This window comes from Chromobacterium sp. Beijing, assembly GCF_021496765.1.
Lineage (GTDB): Bacteria > Pseudomonadota > Gammaproteobacteria > Burkholderiales > Chromobacteriaceae > Chromobacterium.
Window position 1 is genome coordinate 1,601,889 of sequence record NZ_CP053750.1, and the last position, 17,712, is coordinate 1,619,600.

At 63.3% G+C, this 17,712-nt stretch carries 18 protein-coding genes, 1 tRNA gene and 1 pseudogene; 7 read left to right on the top strand and 13 right to left on the bottom strand.

Features of this window, described 5'->3' with window-relative positions; translation table 11 throughout:
* Position 1: 1 nt before the first annotated feature.
* The 4 genes and pseudogenes from HQN78_RS07570 to HQN78_RS07585 all read left to right on the top strand — a co-directional run bounded on the left by HQN78_RS07570 (position 2) and on the right by HQN78_RS07585 (position 3,380).
* A complete protein-coding gene (locus tag HQN78_RS07570; protein ID WP_019103053.1) occupies positions 2–670 on the top strand; it encodes a response regulator transcription factor in 669 nt (222 codons plus the stop codon).
* Positions 671–679: 9 nt separating this feature from the next.
* A pseudogene (locus HQN78_RS07575) lies at positions 680–1,554 on the top strand (NAD kinase).
* A gap of 19 nt (positions 1,555–1,573) precedes the next feature.
* The gene (gene recN, locus HQN78_RS07580; RefSeq protein WP_235088823.1) at positions 1,574–3,244 is read left to right on the top strand and encodes a DNA repair protein RecN; all 1,671 of its coding nucleotides are present in this window, start codon (positions 1,574–1,576) and stop codon (positions 3,242–3,244) included.
* Positions 3,245–3,290: 46 nt separating this feature from the next.
* Positions 3,291–3,380 (top strand) — tRNA-Ser (locus HQN78_RS07585).
* 269 nt (positions 3,381–3,649) lie between these two features.
* Here HQN78_RS07585 and HQN78_RS07590 read toward each other — a convergent pair.
* From HQN78_RS07590 to HQN78_RS07605, 4 genes are all read right to left on the bottom strand, one after another.
* On the bottom strand, positions 3,650–3,955 hold the full coding sequence (locus HQN78_RS07590) for a hypothetical protein (RefSeq protein WP_235088824.1): 306 nt from the start codon (positions 3,953–3,955) through the stop codon (positions 3,650–3,652).
* A gap of 81 nt (positions 3,956–4,036) precedes the next feature.
* Positions 4,037–4,603, bottom strand: a complete 567-nt coding sequence (locus HQN78_RS07595; RefSeq protein WP_235088825.1) for an outer membrane beta-barrel protein — start codon at positions 4,601–4,603, stop codon at positions 4,037–4,039.
* Between the two features lie 290 nt (positions 4,604–4,893).
* Positions 4,894–5,205, bottom strand: a complete 312-nt coding sequence (locus tag HQN78_RS07600) for a hypothetical protein (RefSeq protein ID WP_227108148.1) — start codon at positions 5,203–5,205, stop codon at positions 4,894–4,896.
* Positions 5,206–5,860: 655 nt separating this feature from the next.
* Entirely contained in the window at positions 5,861–6,115 is a 255-nt protein-coding gene (locus HQN78_RS07605; protein WP_227108147.1) for a hypothetical protein, read from the bottom strand.
* A 328-nt stretch (positions 6,116–6,443) separates the two neighbouring features.
* Here HQN78_RS07605 and HQN78_RS07610 point away from each other — a divergent pair, with 328 nt between their 5' ends.
* Complete coding sequence (locus HQN78_RS07610) at positions 6,444–6,884, top strand: hypothetical protein (protein WP_235088826.1); 441 nt, start codon at positions 6,444–6,446, stop codon at positions 6,882–6,884.
* On the opposite strand, the gene HQN78_RS07615 is transcribed toward HQN78_RS07610, so the two are convergent.
* The 4 genes from HQN78_RS07615 to HQN78_RS07630 all read right to left on the bottom strand — a co-directional run bounded on the left by HQN78_RS07615 (position 6,853) and on the right by HQN78_RS07630 (position 12,268).
* Entirely contained in the window at positions 6,853–8,562 is a 1,710-nt protein-coding gene (locus tag HQN78_RS07615; RefSeq protein ID WP_107799275.1) for a cation:proton antiporter, read from the bottom strand. The genes HQN78_RS07610 and HQN78_RS07615 overlap by 32 nt on opposite strands.
* A 149-nt stretch (positions 8,563–8,711) precedes the next feature.
* The gene (locus HQN78_RS07620) at positions 8,712–9,671 is read right to left on the bottom strand and encodes a diguanylate cyclase (protein WP_107799276.1); all 960 of its coding nucleotides are present in this window, start codon (positions 9,669–9,671) and stop codon (positions 8,712–8,714) included.
* A 102-nt stretch (positions 9,672–9,773) separates the two neighbouring features.
* A complete protein-coding gene (locus HQN78_RS07625) occupies positions 9,774–10,895 on the bottom strand; it encodes a P1 family peptidase (protein ID WP_107799277.1) in 1,122 nt (373 codons plus the stop codon).
* Between the two features lie 2 nt (positions 10,896–10,897).
* A complete protein-coding gene (locus HQN78_RS07630) occupies positions 10,898–12,268 on the bottom strand; it encodes an APC family permease (RefSeq protein ID WP_235088827.1) in 1,371 nt (456 codons plus the stop codon).
* 114 nt (positions 12,269–12,382) lie between these two features.
* Between HQN78_RS07630 and HQN78_RS07635 the strand changes: the two genes are divergently transcribed.
* On the top strand, positions 12,383–13,174 hold the full coding sequence (locus HQN78_RS07635; protein WP_235088829.1) for a LuxR C-terminal-related transcriptional regulator: 792 nt from the start codon (positions 12,383–12,385) through the stop codon (positions 13,172–13,174).
* A 7-nt stretch (positions 13,175–13,181) separates the two neighbouring features.
* Here HQN78_RS07635 and HQN78_RS07640 read toward each other — a convergent pair whose 3' ends face one another.
* The 5 genes from HQN78_RS07640 to HQN78_RS07660 all read right to left on the bottom strand — a co-directional run bounded on the left by HQN78_RS07640 (position 13,182) and on the right by HQN78_RS07660 (position 17,116).
* Entirely contained in the window at positions 13,182–13,958 is a 777-nt protein-coding gene (locus HQN78_RS07640; protein ID WP_304502844.1) for a transporter substrate-binding domain-containing protein, read from the bottom strand.
* A gap of 75 nt (positions 13,959–14,033) precedes the next feature.
* The gene (locus tag HQN78_RS07645) at positions 14,034–14,711 is read right to left on the bottom strand and encodes a hypothetical protein (RefSeq protein ID WP_107799281.1); all 678 of its coding nucleotides are present in this window, start codon (positions 14,709–14,711) and stop codon (positions 14,034–14,036) included.
* Positions 14,712–14,797: 86 nt separating this feature from the next.
* Positions 14,798–15,601 (bottom strand): transporter substrate-binding domain-containing protein, encoded by an 804-nt coding sequence (locus HQN78_RS07650; RefSeq protein ID WP_235088831.1) that lies wholly within the window; start codon positions 15,599–15,601, stop codon positions 14,798–14,800.
* Positions 15,602–15,665: 64 nt separating this feature from the next.
* Complete coding sequence (locus HQN78_RS07655; RefSeq protein ID WP_235088832.1) at positions 15,666–16,187, bottom strand: cupin domain-containing protein; 522 nt, start codon at positions 16,185–16,187, stop codon at positions 15,666–15,668.
* Positions 16,188–16,363: 176 nt separating this feature from the next.
* Positions 16,364–17,116 (bottom strand): copper homeostasis protein CutC, encoded by a 753-nt coding sequence (locus HQN78_RS07660; protein WP_235088833.1) that lies wholly within the window; start codon positions 17,114–17,116, stop codon positions 16,364–16,366.
* A gap of 97 nt (positions 17,117–17,213) precedes the next feature.
* Here HQN78_RS07660 and HQN78_RS07665 point away from each other — a divergent pair, with 97 nt between their 5' ends.
* A complete protein-coding gene (locus HQN78_RS07665) occupies positions 17,214–17,702 on the top strand; it encodes a MaoC family dehydratase (RefSeq protein ID WP_235088838.1) in 489 nt (162 codons plus the stop codon).
* Positions 17,703–17,712: the final 10 nt, after the last annotated feature.

The window sequence follows — 17,712 nt, forward strand, 5'->3', positions numbered from 1 at the left end:
AATGCAAAACACCACGCCAACCGTCTACATCGTCGACGACGACCCAGCCGTGCTGGACTCGCTGGCCATGCTGATCGCCGCGCAAGGCATGCGCACCGTCACCTTTCCCAACGCGATGGAGTTTCTCGCCCACTACGGCGGCAACGACATCGCCTGCCTGGTGCTGGACATCCGCATGCCGCAAATCACCGGCCTGGCGCTGCAAGAACAGCTGATCGACAAAAACGTGACCCTGCCCATCGTCTTCATCACCGGCCACGGCGACATCGAACAATGCCGCCGCGCCTTCCAGACCGGCGCCATCGACTTTCTGACCAAGCCCATAGACCAGGCGCGGCTGATAGAAAGCCTGCGCAAAGGCATACGGCTGAGCATTCTGCAACACCGCAAGGAAGAGGAAACCCAGGAAGTGATGGGCCTGCTCGCCCGCATCAGCGGCCGCGAGCGCGAAGTGCTGGAACTGGTGGCGGACGGCATGTCCAGCAAGGAAATCGCCCGGGTGCTGGACCTGTCCCCGCGCACCATAGAAGTACATAGGGCCAACCTGTTCAACAAACTCGGTGTAGACTCTCTGGCGGACCTGGTGCGCTTCTACCTGAAAGCGCTGGAAGCCACCGGCAAGAAACCCAACGACGACAGTTTTTTGAACGATACGCCCACCCCTTACTGAAACAACGCCATGGAACGACTGTTCAAACACGTCTGCCTGGTGGCGCGGCACAGCAAGCCCGCCATCGTTGAATCCCTGCGCCAGCTGGCCGACCACCTGTCCGCCTCCGGCGCCACCGTGCTGATCGACAAGGACAGCGCCACCCAGCAGGAAGCCGGCCCGCACGCGCTGATAGACCGCAACGACATGGGCAAGCTGGCCGACATCGTCATCGTGCTGGGCGGCGACGGCACCATGCTGTCCATCGCCCGGCTGCTGGCCCCTACCGCGTGCCGCTGATCGGCATCAACCAGGGCCGGCTGGGCTTCATGACCGACATCCCGCTGCACGAGATGCTGGACTCCGTGGACGCCATCCTGCGCGGCGATTTCGTGCCGGAAGACCGCATCCTGCTGCAGGCCGCGGTGATACGCGAAGACGCCGAAGTGGCCAACGCGCTGGCCTTCAACGACGTGGTGTTCAGCCGCGGCGCCATGGGCTCGATGATAGAGTTCGAAGTCTTCATCGATAACCAGTTCGTCTACAGCCAACGTTCGGACGGCCTGATCGTCTCCACCCCCACCGGCTCCACCGCCTACTCGCTGGCCTCCGGCGGTCCCATCCTGCACCCCACGCTGCAGGCCATCGCCCTGGTGCCCATCTGCCCGCAATCGCTGAGCAACCGCCCGATCGCGGTCAACGACTCCTGCGAAGTGGAATTCATGCTCACCCGCGGCCTGGACGCGCGCGTGCACTTCGACGGCCAATCCCATTGCGACCTGATGGAAATGGACCGCGTGCTGATCCGCCGCTACCGCAACCCGCTGCGCATCCTGCATCCGGTGGGTTACAACTACTACGACATGCTGCGCCACAAGCTCCACTGGGGCGAGCGCCTGCTCTGACACCTGACGCGAACACCCCATGCTCCTATCGCTGACCGTTAAAGACTTCGTCATCGTCGACAGCATCTCGCTGGACTTCCAAGCCGGCTTCACCGTGCTCACCGGCGAAACCGGCGCCGGCAAATCCATTCTGCTGGACGCCCTGAGCCTGCTGCTGGGCGACCGCGCCGAAGGCGCGCAAGTGCGCGAAGGCGCGGAGCGCGCCGAGATCACCGCCGAATTCGACACCCGCGGCCGCCCTGAAATCGACGCCTGGCTGGACGAAAACGGCCTCAACGGCGACGACGACGTGCTCCTGCTGCGCCGGCTGCTGGACAAATCCGGCCGCTCGCGCAGCTTCGTCAACGGCCAGGCCGCCACCCTCAGCCAGCTCAAGCAGCTGGGCGAATTCCTGGTCGACATCCACGGCCAGCACGCCCACCAATCGCTGATGAAGGCGGACGCCCAGCGCCAGCTGCTGGACGCCTACGCCGGCTCCGTCGCGCTGGCCCGAGACGTGAACAAGGCCTGGCAAGACTGGCAGACCGCCCGCCGCGCCCGCGCCGACGCCGAACGGCTGTCGCGCGAATCCGAAGTCGAGCGCGAACGGCTGAACTGGCAGATCAACGAACTGAGCGAGCTCAAGCTGCAGCCGGACGAATGGAGCGCGCTGAACCAGAGCCACTCCCGGCTGGCCAACGCCGCCGAACTGGCGCAAAGCGCCCAGCTGGCGGTGGACACCCTGTCCGAGATGGACAATAGCTGCCTGACCATGCTGTCCCAGGTGCAAACCCGGCTCAGCAAGCTGGCCAATCTGGACCCGCGGCTGGCGGACACCCTGTCGCTGCTCGACTCCGTGGACGCTGAGTTGCGCGAAGTGGTCTACAGCCTGCGCGACTACGCCAGCGACATCGACGAAAACCCCGGCCAGCTGGCCGAAGTGGAAGGCCGGCTGGAAGCGCTGATGAGCACCGCGCGCAAATACCGGGTGCAGCCGCAAGACCTGCAGGAAAAACTGGACGACTGGCAGCAACAGCTGCAAGCGCTGGAAGCCTCCGCCGACATCGAAGCGCTGGCGCTGGCCGAAGCCTCCACGCTGGCGCGCTACCGCGCGCAGGCCGAGGCCCTGTCCGGCAAGCGCCGCCAGGCCGCCAGCGAGCTGTCCGCCCGCATCGGCGCGGAAATGCAGCACCTGGCGATGAGCGGCGCGCGCTTCGCCATCGAACTGGCCGCCCTGTCCGAACCCGGCGCCCACGGCCTGGAGTCCATCGAATACCTGGTGGCCGCCAACGCCGGCACCAGCCTGCGCCCGCTGGCCAAAGTGGCCTCCGGCGGCGAACTGTCCCGCATCAGCCTGGCCATGCAAGTGGTGATCAGCCAGGTGGCCAGCGTGCCCACGCTGATCTTCGACGAAGTAGACGTCGGCATCGGCGGCCGCGTCGCCGAAGTCATCGGCCACATGCTGCGCCAGCTGGGCCAGCGCTACCAGGTGCTGTGCATCACCCACCTGCCCCAAGTGGCCTCCTGCGGCAGCCATCACTGGCAAGTCAGCAAGAGCGAGCACAAGGGCCGGGTCAAGAGCCGCATCGAGCCGCTGAACAGCGAACAACGGGTGCTGGAAATCGCCCGCATGCTGGGCGGCGTGGAGCTGACCCAGACCACGCGCGAGCACGCGGCGGAAATGCTGGCGTCAAATGCGCCGGCCCTCTAGGCAAAGCGGCTAAGACCCGCTAGAATTGCGCCCTCTTACCGAATCGGGAAGCGTGGCAGAGTGGTTTAATGCAACGGTCTTGAAAACCGTCGTGGGTGCGAGCCCACCGTGAGTTCGAATCTCACCGCTTCCGCCAAAATAAATAGCCCAAGCCTATGCTTGGGCTATTGCCGTTTCGGGGCCTTTACCGCGTGGACTTTAACTTTCCAGCCCACTCCCAGCGGGCAAAATCTTGCCCTCTTCCGCAATGCCCTCCTTGCTGCTGAACACCAAAGCGCCCTGTCACGGCACTTTGATGATGGCCCTGCTTCAAAGGCTCCACTTCTTCAGCTGTCCAAAATAAATAAAGCCCAGTTATGACCGGGCTCTATGCGGCGAGGGACCAAATGCATCCTTGACAGAAGGCTAATTTTCCAGCTCCATGGAATAGTCACTATTTCTTACTTTTGCCTTGTTATCATTTTCTATTTTTTTATTCGCAAAGCTCCACATTTCTTTTAGGCTTTCCTTAAAGAAATAACCATCATCCTTAGAATTGTATTCACAATTTCTAATTTTACTGTTTCGCCACAACCAGATTTCACTACTGCCCATATCAGAAAAAGCAGTCAATGTCTGAGCCACCGAGTTGGCAACCCCAACACATACCCCATATCTTTTGGATGTGGCCGCATCCATTTCCTTCGCACCAGCCACTATCGAAAATGACATGAGAACACTTCCTAAAAGCAAAAACCGCATATCCATCCTTATACAATATCAAGAAGCCCTCCAAATGGAGGGCCAACCAAATTAGAACTGGTAGCTTACACCAAGCTTGAATAGATTGGTGCCCGATGTCACATCCTTACTATCCTCACTCATGGAGTTCATCGCACTCTTGATATACTCGTACTCACCACGCAGGGCAAAGTTTTTTGTGATCGCATAGCTAGCACCAATGCCAATACCAGGCATTACTTTGCGTTTACTTTCTCCTCCGGCGGTGGCATGCACGTTGTTGAGGCTGGCTTTGCCAAAAAGTTCAATATCTTCTGACACCGGCAGAATCCCGACCAGAGCCAGCCTCTCAGCATGCATCGGTACCGAGTAGTTTGTTTTCCCGTCTTCGTCGACAATAGAGTATTGCATCTTGCCGAAGTTGAGATATGACACTTCCGTCGCAAAGTAGGAGCCGAAGCGGTAGCCGGCTCCGACCTCCCAGATACCTCCTGCGCTTTTATTGTCAGTGATTCCTTCTTGGCTCTTTACCTTCTCCGTGTTGTAGCCCAAATTACCAAAAACATACGCGCCACTCTCAGCCGCATGAGCGGTAACTGCGGACAGTCCCAGAATGGAAGCAATGATAAGTTTTTTCATTTTCAATCTATTGGTTGGTGGTTGGGCATTTATTTTCATCAAATTATTTCAAACGTTTGTATTACTTCTGTCAACTGACTAGCCAAGTTCCGTAACAGGGTGTAAATATTAGTTTACAAAACCCACTTAACATAATTTAATCGCATAAAATCACAATGGAAACACCCAATAAACCCATGAAAAATAGAGCAATTAATCAACAACCCTCTAAGCGAAGAGCCTGTTAACGAAAAACAGCTCCACGAGCCAAAGCTCGCGAAGCTGTTGTTTAAGATTAAGAACTGAAAAGATTACAAATTACTGCATTGTCCTGTCACGCCGCTGCGCCAAGATTTGCCACCTGCATTTTTGCAGTTATGCGCATGTTGGTGGTTGCCAATGACCTTCCCCGTGCAGTTCTTTGCAGAGAAGCACTGCCCCGGCTTTCTTGGCTGGATTTGATCGACTAGAGCATTTAATGTTGCAGGCGGTTTGCCGGCTTGTTGCATGGCGGATGCGGCCTCCTTGGCGTTCGCCGATTCAGCGGGTGACGCGCTAACGAAGGAAGACGCCAGCATAAGAACGGCGGCAAAAGGAATAGTCAGAATATTTACAGTCTTCATAATCAAACTCCTTTAAAATGTGCTAGAAAGATGCAGAAAATTCACAAATCCCTATATTGACAATAAAATTAAGGTAATAGGAATACCTTAAGGCGCTTGCCTCGATACTCACACAAGCCTTGATTAAGGCAGTCAAAACACAACTAGCATTAACAATCAAGCCAATACCAATGCGGCCGCACACTTTAGGGACTGACTGGCATGTCTTCCGTTCTCAATTTTTGTTAGTTATTATTCACATTCTTTCAGCACGGTTTGTGCTTGCTGATCTTACTAATTAGAAAAATGCAGAAAATAATATTCAGTCCATTTAGAGCAGCTCACTACACCTCGCAGAGAACCTGGGCTAAGGCGCGCCAACGCAGGCAGTACCAGTCGTACGACAAGGAGGTACAAGGCAGGATCAGGGGTTTTGTTAGCGGGCCTTCGCTGCCTGCCTGAATTAATTAGCCCACATTCAAACCACATAAGCCACAGCGGATAGTGAAAATTGGCGGATCATGCCGGCCAATGAAATTACACAAAAACAATCTGATTTGAAACTGTCTTGAGTGCGAGTCCACCGTCAGTCCAAGTCTCAGCGCTTTCGCCAATATCAAAAGCCCGGACGCATCGTCCGGGCTTTTCTCATTCCCGCCCTCTCACCGGCGGCAATCTATTTGACGGTTTCTGTCTGCGCCGCCGCCAGCAGCAGCCGCAGCCGCTCATACGCGCATTCCACGCCATACCTCGCCTCCAGCAGGCTCCACAAAACCTCCGGGGACAGTTCTACGATGAACGGCGTTTGACGCGGCGGTTGACGGGACATCTCCCGGCGCAGCGCCTCGGGCAATTGTTTGAAATGGGATTGGGCGGCACGAATATGCCTGAGGGCGCGACGCGCCTCGCGGAGGGTGTCGATCTTGGCCATGGCGGCCTCCTGTTTGGACCTTTTGAGGGTTTCGCCCCTTTTGAGAGGGCGGCCGGGTGCTCAAAACCGCAAACAGACGGCGGGCGTATTCCCCTTGCGGGTATTGTATTAGCCGCACACCCGGCCATGGACGCGCATTGTCCCACAAGTGGGAGTTTGCCAAAACCATGGACGCAAAAAAACCGCGAATCTTACGGGTGCGGTAGCCGCTGTTTGTATGGTGTTTTGAGCACCGGGAATGACCATAGCCCGTTGGCGCGAAGCATGTCAACGGCACATGGTCCGCCGTCGTCTACACTCAAGTAGCATCGCCGTATTGGAGAATCCCATGCCCACGCCGCCGCGCCATCTCAGCGTCAGTATTGCCTGCCCTTTCGCCCGCGCCTATGCCTTGCTGGCGCCGCCGGAAAACTTCCCGCGCTGGGCCTCCGGCCTGGCCGGGGCCTTGCGCCGCGACGGCGACGGCTGGCTGGCGGACACGCCGCAGGGCGTGATGCCCTTGCGCTTTTCGCCAGCCAACGACTACGGCGTGCTGGATCACTGGGTGTCGCCGCCCGGGCAGGCGGAGGTCTACGTCCCCTTGCGCCTGCTGGCGCGCGACGAGGGTTGCGAGCTGCTGTTGACCCTGTTTCGCCAAGCAGGCGTCGACGACGCGCAATTCGAGGCCGACGCCGACTGGGTGGCGCGCGACCTGGCCGCGGCCAAAGCCTGGCTGGAGCGGGATGAATCCGCGGGGCTCAGTGCGCCGCCCGCGGCGACTCCGCGGTGAAGCAGTGCAGCACATGGCGGCCGATGCTGCCGGCCAGCTCCTCGTCGGCCAGGAACACCGCGCCCAGCCCTTCTCCGCGCAATAGTTCGGCTTCCTCCCCGTTGCGCGCGCGCAGCGCGATGCGCAACTCCGGGTTCAAGGTGCGCGCCACCTCCACCATCTGTCGCAGATTGAGCGCGTCCGCCGTGGTCACCGCCAACACCGAGGCGTTGACGATATGCGCCTGGATCAACACGGCCGCCTCGGCGGCGTCGCCGGTCACCGCCGCCCGGCCCTGATTGCGCAGCGTTTCCACCAGCTCGCGATTATGGTCCACCACCACAAAGGGCACCCGATTGCGCTCCAGCTCCGCCGCCACGCCGCGGCCGATGCGGCCGTAGCCCACCAGCACCACCTGGCCTTCCAGATATTTGCGTTCGGTGCTCATCGGCAGCTCGGCGTAGGGGTCCGCCCTGCGCTCCAGGCTGCGCGCCCATTCCGAGCGCGCCAGCAACCAGCCGCGCAAGGGCTCCAGCAAGGCGAACAACAGCGGGTTGAGGCCAATGGAGATCAGGGCGCTGGCCAGCACAAGGCTCATGCCCTGCGCCGACAGCAGGCCCAGGGACACGCCCAGCCCGGCCAGGATGAAGGAGAATTCCCCGATCTGCGCCAGGCTGGCGGCAATGGTCAGCGCGGTGCTCAAGGGATAGCGGTACAGAATGACCAGGGCCAGCGCCGCCAGGGTTTTGCCCAGCATGATGACGGCCACCGCGCTCAGCACCATCAGCGGCTGTTCCAGCAGAATCGCCGGATCGAACAGCATGCCCACCGACACGAAGAACAATACGGAGAAGGCGTCGCGCAGCGGCAGCGATTCGCGGGCGGCGCGGTGGCTGAATTCGGACTCCCGCATCATCATGCCGGCGAAGAAAGCGCCCAGCGCGAAGGAGACGTTGAACAGATGGGCGGCGCCGAAGGCGATGCCGATGGCCGCCGCCGTCACGGCCAGCGTGAACAGCTCGCGCGATCCGGTCTTGGCCACCCGCCACAGCAGCCACGGCAAGGCGCGCCGGCCGGCGATCAGCATCAGGGCGATGAAGGCGGCCACTTGCAGCAAGGTCAGCATGATGGTCTGCCACAGCGGCGCGGCGTTGGCGGCGGCGGGCGCGCCGCTCAACAACGCCGCCATCGGCGGCATCAGCACCAGCACCAGCACGCAGGCCAGGTCCTCCACCACCAGCCAGCCCACGGCGATGCGGCCGTTGATGGTGTCCAGGATGCCGCGCACTTCCAGCGCCTTGAGCAGCACCACGGTGCTGGCGCAGGACAGCGACAGGCCGAAGATCAGGCCGCTGGACCAGCTCCAGCCCCAACACCAGGCGATGAACAGCGCCAGCCCGGTGGCGGCGCTCATTTGCACGATGGCGCCCGGCACGGCGATGCGCCGGACCGACAGCAGGTCCTTCATCGAAAAGTGCAAGCCGACGCCGAACATCAGCAGCATCACGCCGATTTCGGACAGCTGCGCGGCGATCTTCATATCGGCGACGAAGCCCGGCGTGGCCGGGCCGATGACGATGCCGGCCAGCAGATAGCCGACCAGGGCCGGGATGCGCATCCGCTCGCAGAGCAGGCCCAGAATCAGAGACAGGCCGAGGCCCGCCGCAATGGTGGAAATCAAGGACACATCATGGACCATGGCGGCCGCCTCCCTAGTGTGGATTTTTTATTTAGGCGCACAGGATGCTGCGCAGTTTGTTTTCAGACTAGAGGGGCATGAAAAGTGAAAGTTCCGCTGTAAAAATCACGTGGACAAGCGGGCGCGCCGCTCCGGGAAGCCGCCCGCGGCTAGCGTTTGGCGGCTTTGATCGAATACATCAGCTCGTCGCCCTCCGCCAGCAGCGCCTCGATGGAGAAGTGGCGTTCCGCGTCCAGCTCCACGATGCCGTCGGAAAACGCCAGCCGATAAGGCTGGCCGGCGCCGGCGTTGTAAGCCTCCAGGTGACGCGCGAACTTGGCCATCGCCGCCTGCGCCCGCTCATGTTCGACATCGGACAGCAAGACCACGAACTCGTCCCCGCCCAGCCGCGCCAGCAGGTCCGCGGAGCGGAAGGAGGCGCGCATCTGTTCGGCGAAAGCCGCCAGCGCATGGTCCCCGGCGGCGTGGCCGAAGCTGTCGTTGATCGCCTTGAACTTGTCCAGGTCCATGAAGGCCAGGCTGACCGGCAGGTTTTGCCGCGCGCAGAAATTGAGGCTGTACTGCGCCAGCAGCCGGAAGCCGCGCCGGTTGGAGAGGCCGGTCAGCTCATCGGTGGTGGCGGCCTGGAAGGCGATCAGCTCCGCCTCCACCATGCGCGCCAGATCGTGCAGCGCCTGCGCGTCGTCGTGATCGAACTCGCGCGGCTGGACATCGATCACGCACAGGGTGCCCACCTTGGCGCCGTTGGCCGCGTGCAGCGGGCAGCCGGCGTAGAAGCGAATATACGGCGCGTCCGTCACCAGCGGGTTGTCGGCGAAGCGCTCGTCCGCCAGCGCGTCCGGGATGTAGAAGATGTCGTCGCCCAGTATGGCGTGGCCGCAAAAGGAAATATCGCGTCCGGTTTCCGCCGCCGACAGGCCGACGCAGGATTTGAACCACTGACGGTTCTCGTCCACCAGGCTGACCAGGGCGATGGGCACCCGAAACAAACGCTTGGCCATGCGGGTCAGGCGGTCGAAACGTTCCTCCGCCGCCGTGTCCAGCACGCCCAGCGCGCGCAGGGTCGCCAAACGCTGCGGTTCGTCGGCCGGGCTGTCCGGTGTCTTCATCTCCGCCTCCTGCTGTGTGTCCGCCGCCGATGCGGCCCCATGCCATGATAATAGCATTTCATGACGCAAACAAAACACCGGGGCCGCGCGCCGACGCGCCGGTCAGCGTGGACGCCAGCCGCTTTCCCGCAAAGCCGCCAGCAAGCGCTCGGCCTTGAGGCCATGCGCCGCGTGGCCGTGGTGGCCGCTCAGATCGCCCGCCGCCAGCAAGGCGTTGACGATGGCTTCTTCCACCGCTTCCGCCGCCGCCTCGAACAAGGGCGAGAGATGGTCCGCGTTCACCATCTCCACCGCGCAGGTCAAGGCGCCCTTGCCGGCGTAATCGGTCATCGGCAGGCCTTGGTTGCCGGTGGCGAAGGCCACGAAGATGTCGCCGCTGGAATCCTCGGTGCCGCCGCCGGTGCGGGCGATGCCGATGCCGGCGCGCTGCGCCAGCCGCCGGCATTGATCCGGCAGCAAGGGCGCGTCGGTGGCCAGCACCGCCACGATGGAGCCCATGCCCGGCTGCGGCAGCCGTCCGGCGTCAAACGGCGAGGGAATCTCCGCGCAGCTCAGATGACGGCCCACCGGGTAGCCCTCCACCAGCAAGGAGCCGCGCTTGCCGTGATTGGCCTGCACCAGCGCCCCCACCGTCCAGCCGCCCGCCTCCGCCGGCAGCCGTCGCGAAGCGGTGCCGATGCCGCCCTTGAACTCATGGCAGATCATGCCGCTGCCGCCGCCCACGCTGCCCTCGGCCGGCAGGCCGCCGCTGGCCGCCGCTTGCGCGGCGCGCGCGTGTTCCGCCTTCACGTGGAAGCCGTTGATGTCGTTGAGCAGGCCGTCGAAGGTTTCCAGCACCACCGGCATGGTCCAATACAGCTGCGGCTCGCCGGCCACCGCCTCGCGCTCGCCGGCGATCAAGGCGTCCCGCACCACGCCCACGCTATGGGTATTGGTCAGCGCGATCGGCGTGCTCAGCACGCCGGCCTCGCGCAGCCACTCCAGGCCGCTGGCGTCGCCGTTGCCGTTCAACACATGCACGCCGGCAAAGCACGGCATGCGCCGCGCCAGACCCGGCCGCGGTTCGATCACCGTGACCCCGGTGCGCGCGCGGCGGCCGTCGTCGAAATCCGCCCAGGCGGCGGCGTGCCCCACCCTCACGCCGGGCACGTCCGTAATCGCGTTCAGGGGGCCGGGCTCGCCCTGGCCGATGCGAATGCCCAATGCTCTGGCTCGTTTCAACATACTCACCTCTCTTTCTGTTCTTCAACGATCAATACGGCGGCGGGCTGCTTACGGCCCGCCAGCAAAAGCCCGGTCAGCGCGATGCCGCCGATAATCCACCAGTCCCGCGCGGGCGCGTCTCGCAGCACCGCCCATAATAGGGAGAGGCTGCCCGCCGCCGCCAACAAGGGCGGCCACGGCCAGCCGGGCATGCGGTAAGGATGCGGATGCCGGCCCAGGCGGCTGCGCAGGGCCGCCAGCGCCAGCAATAGATAGTTCAGCATCAGGATGATCACGGTGAAGGACGCCAGATCGCCCAGACTGGAATGAAAGGTCAGCAAGGCGGACGGGACGGCCAGCGCCAGCGTGGCCACCCAGGGCGTGCCGAAGCGCGGATGGATGCGTTGCAGCGCCCGGCTCGCCGGCGCCGGCCACAAACCGTCCCGACCGCTGGAGTACAAGAAGCGGCCGCTTTGCACCACGATGGCGATGATGGCGTTGAACACCGATAGAAAGATGCCGCCGCTGATCACCCGCGCCAGCCCCTGGCTGCTCAAATGACTGAGCACGTAGTTGATCGGATCGGCCTGCCGGCTCATTTCCGCCAGCGAGGGCGCGCCCAGGATCAGGGCGGTCACCGGTATCAGTTCCACCAGCACCACGATGGACAGCGCCGCCAGCACCGCCTTCGCCACCGGCCGGCCGCTTTCGCGCATGTCCTCGGCAAAGTACACCGCCCCGCCGAAGCCGTTGTAGGCGAACACCGCCGTCCCCACCATGGCGATGATCGCCGCGGCGGGCACCGCGGCGAGGCCGCCGTCCGCCGCCGCCCTCACCGGCTGCCACAGCACCGTCGCCGGCTGCTGCGCTTCGCTGAAGCCCAGCCAGGCGATCAAGGCCAGCGCGGCCAGTTCCAGCAGCAGGAAGGAGCCGGTCAGCCAGGCGTTCAGCTTGATGTCCAGCACCGCGATGCCGAAACACAGCACGATCATGGTCAGCGCCACTTCGGCGCCGTCCAGCCGGGTGCCCAGCGCGGAGTTCAGATAGGGCGCGGCCCCGGTGGCCAGCACCGCCGGGATGAACAGCAGCAGGCATAGAATCAGCAGATACATTTGCAGGCTGAGCGCGCGGCCGAACACCCGCTCGATGATCACGTACTCGCCGCCGGCGTTGGGGTGGGCCGCGCCCAGCTCGGCGTAGCACAGCGCGAACGCGACGGCCAGCGCCGCCGCCAGCGCGAAGGCCAGAAAAGCCCCGCTGCCGGCGCCTTGCAGCGCAAACGGCGCGATCACGAAAATGGAACTGGCCGGCGTCACGCCGGACACGGTTATCAACACGACGTCCGTCACGCTCAATGAACGGCGCAATCCGGGGCGGCTTGCGGCTTGGCTCATAGTGTTCTCCTCTTGTCGCTATGGTCTTGTAGTCAGACTTGCGGGAGACAGTGTATTTTGACGCGGGAGGGCGCCCAATCACCGTGATGGGTTACCCCGAGCGGGGATTGCCGGATGGAAGCTTTGTTGAAGGAACTGCCGCTGCACCATCATCTGGCGCAGCTGATGGCGCACATCGGTCTGCCCGGGTTTTGGCGTCAGCTGGTCTTGCTGTTGCGCGGCAGCGTGCCGCTGGACAATGCGCTGGCCGCCTGTTTCCACGCGAACGCGCCGCCGCAGATTCTGGAGGAATGCGATTTTCAGCACTTGGCCGCGCCGTCGCCGATGGCGCTTTACTGCCAGGGCCTGTATCTGCTGGACCCCTTCTATCAATACGCGCAGCGGCCTTTTCCCGACGGCCTCCACCACTTGCCCGACATCGCGCCGGACCACTTCCGCCAAAGCGAGTATTTTCAGCGTTATATGAGCGGCGAGGTGGGCGTGGACGAGGTCCAGCTGCTGCTGCGCCTGGCTCCGGACCAGGTTTTGACCTTGTCGCTGGGCAAGGCCAGCGCGTTCGAACCGGCCGACATCGGCAAGCTGCGCGTGATGCAGCCCTGGCTGCTGTCCGCGATGCGGCGTCACTGGCAGCTGAGCTCCGCGCCCACGCCGCCATCGCAGCGCCTGGCCGATCAACTGACGCAGACGCTGAATCATTTTGGCCACGGCAGGCTGTCCGAGCGCGAGGCCGAGGTGGCGCGGCTGACGCTGTGCGGCCTGTCCAGCAAGGCCATCGCCCAACAGCTGGCCATTTCGCCGGAAACGGTCAAGGTTCACCGCCGCAATCTGTATCTGAAGCTCGGCGTGGCCAGCCACGCCGAGCTGTTCAATTGCTATATCGAGCAACTGCGAGGCAGCGAAGCCTAGGTCAGACTCACTTCCCCAGCCACTTGGCCGACAGGCCGGCGAATTCGCCGTTTTGCAGGCTCTGGCTCAGCCATTGATCCACCCAGGCTTTCCAGCGCCAGTCGTTGGGCAGCAGATAGGCTTTTTGCGAAAAGTCGAACGGCTTCTCCGGGTGCACCGCGCACAGCTCCGGATGCAGCTTCTGCTGATAACGGGTTTCCACCGCGTCCGTCACCATCAGATCGGCCTTGCCGTCTATGATCTGCCGGAAAATGGTGACGTTGTCCGGATGCACGGTCAGCGCGGCCGCTGGCAAGCGGGCGCGCGCGAATTTTTCATTGGTGCCGCCCGGATTGACGATCAGCTTGACCCGGGGCTGGTTGATCTGGGCGATGGTCTGAAAACGCTGGACGTTTTCGCAGCGGGTGATCGGCGTCTTGCCGTCGTTCAGATAGGGCTGCGAATACAGCGCCCGCTTCTGCCGCTCCAGATTGATCGACACCCCGCTCATCGCGATGTCGAACTTGCCGGCCTCGTGGTCGCGCATCAGCGTCGGCCAGCTGGTGGCCACCAGCTCCAGCTTGACGCCCAGCGCCCGCGCCAGGCTCTCGGCCATCTCGATGTCCAGGCCGCGATAGGCGCCGCTGGCCGCGTTCCGCTCGCTGAACGGACGGTAATCGCCGGTGGTGCCCACCCGCACGCTGCCGCGTTGCAGGATATCGTCCAGGCGGTCCGCCAGCGCCGGCTGGCCGGCGATCAGGCCGGCCAAGAGCAGGCCGCCCAGTTTCTGTGTTTTCTTCATCATGCTTGCTTTCTTCTTCTGTTGTTTGCGCAGCGGACGCTGCCAGCGCCCTGCTCGCAAGACTCGTTCGACGCGGCCTCAATAGGCCAGCGGGAAGGCGAAGACGTCTCGCTGATACGTCTCCACCACCACGCTGAACGGCGCGTTGTCGCTGCCGCGGTAGAGCACGGCGCGGTGTTGCAACACTTCCGGCGCGATATCCAGGCCGCCGGCGGCGACGCCCTGGGCCGCGGGCTTCATTTCCCAGCCCGCCGGCAACGGCGACCACAGCAATTTGACTTCCTCGGTTTGCCGGCGGAAGTTCAGCGCCGCCACCGCGCGGCCAAACGGCACGTCGCTGCCGTCCAGTTGGCGGTTCATCTCCGCGCTCAGCTTGGACGGCAAATACCAGTTGTCGGCCTCGGACAACACATGCTCGCCGCAAGCCAGCCGCACCCGGCGGTAGGCGATGCGCTCGTCCGGCCGCGCCTGCAACTGGGCGCGCACTTCCGGGCTGGCTTCCTTGTGATCCGCCGGATTGCGCAAGGCGCGAATCTGCGCCGGAGACGCCATCCGGTGATCCGCGCACCATTGCTGCAAGGTGCGGGTGGCGCTGCTATTGCTCAGCAAGGTGGCGTTCAAGGTCTGCAGCAGGGCCAGCGCCTTGACGCGGGTGTCTCGGCCGTCCTGCCAACCAGGATAGGACCAGGCCTCCGCCAAGGCCGGACCGGCGGCCAGCCATAGACAGCCGGCGGCCAAAAGCGTTTTCTTATGCATGGGGATTCCTAAGGAAATCAAGGAGCGGAAAATAATAAAGCAAAAGCTTTAACTTTGATAGCAAGCAGTCGCTGAACAATCCATCATCATTTGTGCGCCGCGCCGCCGGCGTCGCGGTGCGCGCCCAGCGCCCGCAGCTGGGCGAGAAAGGCCGGCGACTCGCGTTGCCGCTCCAGCTCCGCCCAGATCCTGCCCGGCAGGCTGGGTTCGCGGTGCGCCAATTGGCGCGACAACATCAGGAAATAGGGCTTTTCTTCCAAGGGCAACCGGCAGCGCTCTATCGTCTCCGTCAGCTCGGGATGCTCGCGCAGGATCTGCTCCGCGCGCGGCGTCTGCAAGGCCGCTCCGCTCAAGCGCCGCAGGCGCAGCTTTTGCAGAATGGCCAGCGGATCGCGGTTGCTGTCGTCTATCTCCACCTGCTGCTTGCGCAAAAAGAGGCCGATGGAGAAATCGGTCTGCATGCCTATCGGCGCCATGCCGCTGGACAGGCGCGCGCCGTCCCAATCCACCGTGGTGCCCTTGAGCCGATACAAGGAATAACTGGCGCTGTGCAGCCGTTGGCCGGCGTCCGGTCCGCCGTCCGGCAACATGGGGTACAGCCCCCATTGCGAACGCTCCGGCACGAAGCTGGCGGCGAAAGCGCCGTCCATCTTGCCTTGGCGCAGCATATTGATGCAGCGCCGCCACGGCATCGGATGCAAATACAGCTCCAGCTTCAAGGCGCTCTGCACATGCTTGATCAACTGAATGTCCAGCCCGCCGCCGCGGCCGTCCAGCCAGGGATAGGAAGCCTGATCCTCATAGCAGAACGACAAGGGCTCCGCCGCCGCGCCCAGCGGCCACGCCAGCGCCAACACCGCCGCCACGCGGCTCAATGCCCGCCTCTTCATTGCCTTATCCATGGAGGAACGATGGTTCCGTTATCGCTCATGCCGCGGCCGCATGCCAAGCCGGCTATTTCCGGACCAGCGCCTGTTCCCGCTCCAGCATGTCGAAGATGCCGGGGCGCGCCGGCTCGCCGTCGTAGTACGGCGCGCTTTCCAGCCGCCCCACCTGCTTCAGATGGCGGACCAGCACCTTGCCGCTGTCCGGATAGACGCAGACCTCGTGCGGGTCGTTGACGCCGATGCCGAGGTAGACCAGGTCCTGATCGAAGGGGTTGGCGATTTGATGCGCGACGCCGGTGCCGGCCGGACAGGAAATGCAGTCGCCGGGCCCGATTTCCTGCAGGCTGTCGCCCAGTCGCAGCACGCCGCGCCCGGACAGCACATAGAAAATCTCGTCCTCGCGGGCGTGGGAATGAAAGGGGCAGCCCGCATGCCCCGGCGGCAGACGGGTCAGATTGGCGCCCAGCCGGCCGGGCAAGACGTCCAGCGCCGGCGTCAGCGGATGATAGCTGCCGCCCCACCCTTCGCCCTCCCGGTAGTCCACGGCTTCCACTTGGTCGATATTGACCACATGCGACGGCTTGCTCATCTTGCGCTCCTTAAAACCGCTGACAAAACCCCTGATCCTGCATTGCGCTTCCTGGTCGTACGGCTTGCACTGCCTGCGTCGGCGCGCCTTGGTTCATATTTTGGTCCGCGGCTCTTGAATGGTCCGCGGCCGGAAATGTCAGCATCATCCTGCAAATGCGTGCCGTCCGACAAGCGTCAATCCAGGCCGCGCAGCAAATCCGTCATGGTCCGTATGGTTTCGGCGCAGCTTTCCCGTCTGTCGTACTCGTCCTGGCCCGCCGCGCCCATGCTGATCCCGGTCTGGCGGTAGCGCATCGCGCTGGCCACCTTGACCCGGGCCGAGGCGTGGAATTCTCGGCAGCCGGTGGCGCGCGCGAGTTCGGCCAGATTGTCCGGCCGCACGCCGCCGCCCGGCATCAGGATCAGCCGCTCGCCCGCCTGGCGGCTCAGCCGGCGGATCAGGGCCGCGCCCGCCAGCGCGTCCGGCGCCTGGCCGGAGCTCAGCAAGCGCCGGCAGCCGCTGGCGATGACCTGTTCCAGCGCCCGCTCGGGATCCCGCGCCATGTCGAAGGCGCGATGGAAGGTGGTCGTCATCGGCCCGGCCAGCTGGACCAGTTCTCGGCTGCGCTCCACGTCCACCTCGCCGTCCGCGGTCAGCAGGCCCAACACCACGCCGTCCGCCCCCAGTTCGCGGCAGGCCAGCACGTCGCGGCGCATCACGTCGAACTCCTCGTCCGAATACAGAAAATCGCCGCCGCGCGGACGCACGATCACATGCAGGCCAATGTTCAGCCTCTGCCTCGCCAGCGCAATCATGCCAGGCGACGGCGTGAGCCCGCCGGTTTCCAGGCTGGCGCACAATTCCACCCTGGCCGCGCCGCCCTGCGCGGCGGCCAGGCAAGACGCCAGCGAGCCGGCGCACACTTCCAACTGTCTATCTTGCGACAAAATATCCCCCTTGCTGGGCTGAACGCACCAGGGATTTTGACCCGTTTCGCCGGCCGCGTTAAGCTGCGCGCTCGAGATGACGCAAACGTAAGTCGATATGCTCTATTTTGAAGATTTGAAAGCCGGACAGCTGTTTCACAGTCCCACCCATGTATTGAGCGAGGACGAACTGATCGGCTTCGCCCGGCAGTATGATCCGCAATACTTCCACACCGATCCGCAGCGCGCGGCGGACAGCCTGTTCGGCGGCCTGGCCGCCAGCGGCTGGCAGACCAGCAGCCTGAGCATGCGGCTGGTGACCCAGACCGAGCTGGGCAAGATGGCCAACGGCTTGATCGGCATGCAGATCGACAAGATGCGTTGGCCCCAGCCCACCCGCGCCGGCGACGCCTTGCGCGTCACCGTGGAGGTGCTGGACAAGCGCCGCTCCAACAGCCAGCCCGGCTTCGGCGTGGTGAAGGTGCGCTGGACCACCGTCAATCAGCGCGACGAGGTGGCAATGCAGCTGGAGTGCTCGATCTGGGCGCAATGCCGCACCCAGCCGCAAGCAGAAGAAGCGCCGCACCCGGCGGCGCAGCACGCCTGAGCCGCGCCGC

Coding starts and splice junctions, on each gene's coding strand:
- HQN78_RS07570 (WP_019103053.1), top strand. CDS start 2: ATGCAAAACACCACGCCAACCGTCTACATCGTCGACGACGACCCAGCC.
- recN (WP_235088823.1), top strand. CDS start 1,574: ATGCTCCTATCGCTGACCGTTAAAGACTTCGTCATCGTCGACAGCATC.
- HQN78_RS07590 (WP_235088824.1), bottom strand. CDS start 3,955: ATGTCATTTTCGATAGTGGCTGGTGCGAAGGAAATGGATGCGGCCACA.
- HQN78_RS07595 (WP_235088825.1), bottom strand. CDS start 4,603: ATGAAAAAACTTATCATTGCTTCCATTCTGGGACTGTCCGCAGTTACC.
- HQN78_RS07600 (WP_227108148.1), bottom strand. CDS start 5,205: ATGAAGACTGTAAATATTCTGACTATTCCTTTTGCCGCCGTTCTTATG.
- HQN78_RS07605 (WP_227108147.1), bottom strand. CDS start 6,115: ATGGCCAAGATCGACACCCTCCGCGAGGCGCGTCGCGCCCTCAGGCAT.
- HQN78_RS07610 (WP_235088826.1), top strand. CDS start 6,444: ATGCCCACGCCGCCGCGCCATCTCAGCGTCAGTATTGCCTGCCCTTTC.
- HQN78_RS07615 (WP_107799275.1), bottom strand. CDS start 8,562: ATGGTCCATGATGTGTCCTTGATTTCCACCATTGCGGCGGGCCTCGGC.
- HQN78_RS07620 (WP_107799276.1), bottom strand. CDS start 9,671: ATGAAGACACCGGACAGCCCGGCCGACGAACCGCAGCGTTTGGCGACC.
- HQN78_RS07625 (WP_107799277.1), bottom strand. CDS start 10,895: ATGTTGAAACGAGCCAGAGCATTGGGCATTCGCATCGGCCAGGGCGAG.
- HQN78_RS07630 (WP_235088827.1), bottom strand. CDS start 12,268: ATGAGCCAAGCCGCAAGCCGCCCCGGATTGCGCCGTTCATTGAGCGTG.
- HQN78_RS07635 (WP_235088829.1), top strand. CDS start 12,383: ATGGAAGCTTTGTTGAAGGAACTGCCGCTGCACCATCATCTGGCGCAG.
- HQN78_RS07640 (WP_304502844.1), bottom strand. CDS start 13,958: ATGATGAAGAAAACACAGAAACTGGGCGGCCTGCTCTTGGCCGGCCTG.
- HQN78_RS07645 (WP_107799281.1), bottom strand. CDS start 14,711: ATGCATAAGAAAACGCTTTTGGCCGCCGGCTGTCTATGGCTGGCCGCC.
- HQN78_RS07650 (WP_235088831.1), bottom strand. CDS start 15,601: ATGAAGAGGCGGGCATTGAGCCGCGTGGCGGCGGTGTTGGCGCTGGCG.
- HQN78_RS07655 (WP_235088832.1), bottom strand. CDS start 16,187: ATGAGCAAGCCGTCGCATGTGGTCAATATCGACCAAGTGGAAGCCGTG.
- HQN78_RS07665 (WP_235088838.1), top strand. CDS start 17,214: ATGCTCTATTTTGAAGATTTGAAAGCCGGACAGCTGTTTCACAGTCCC.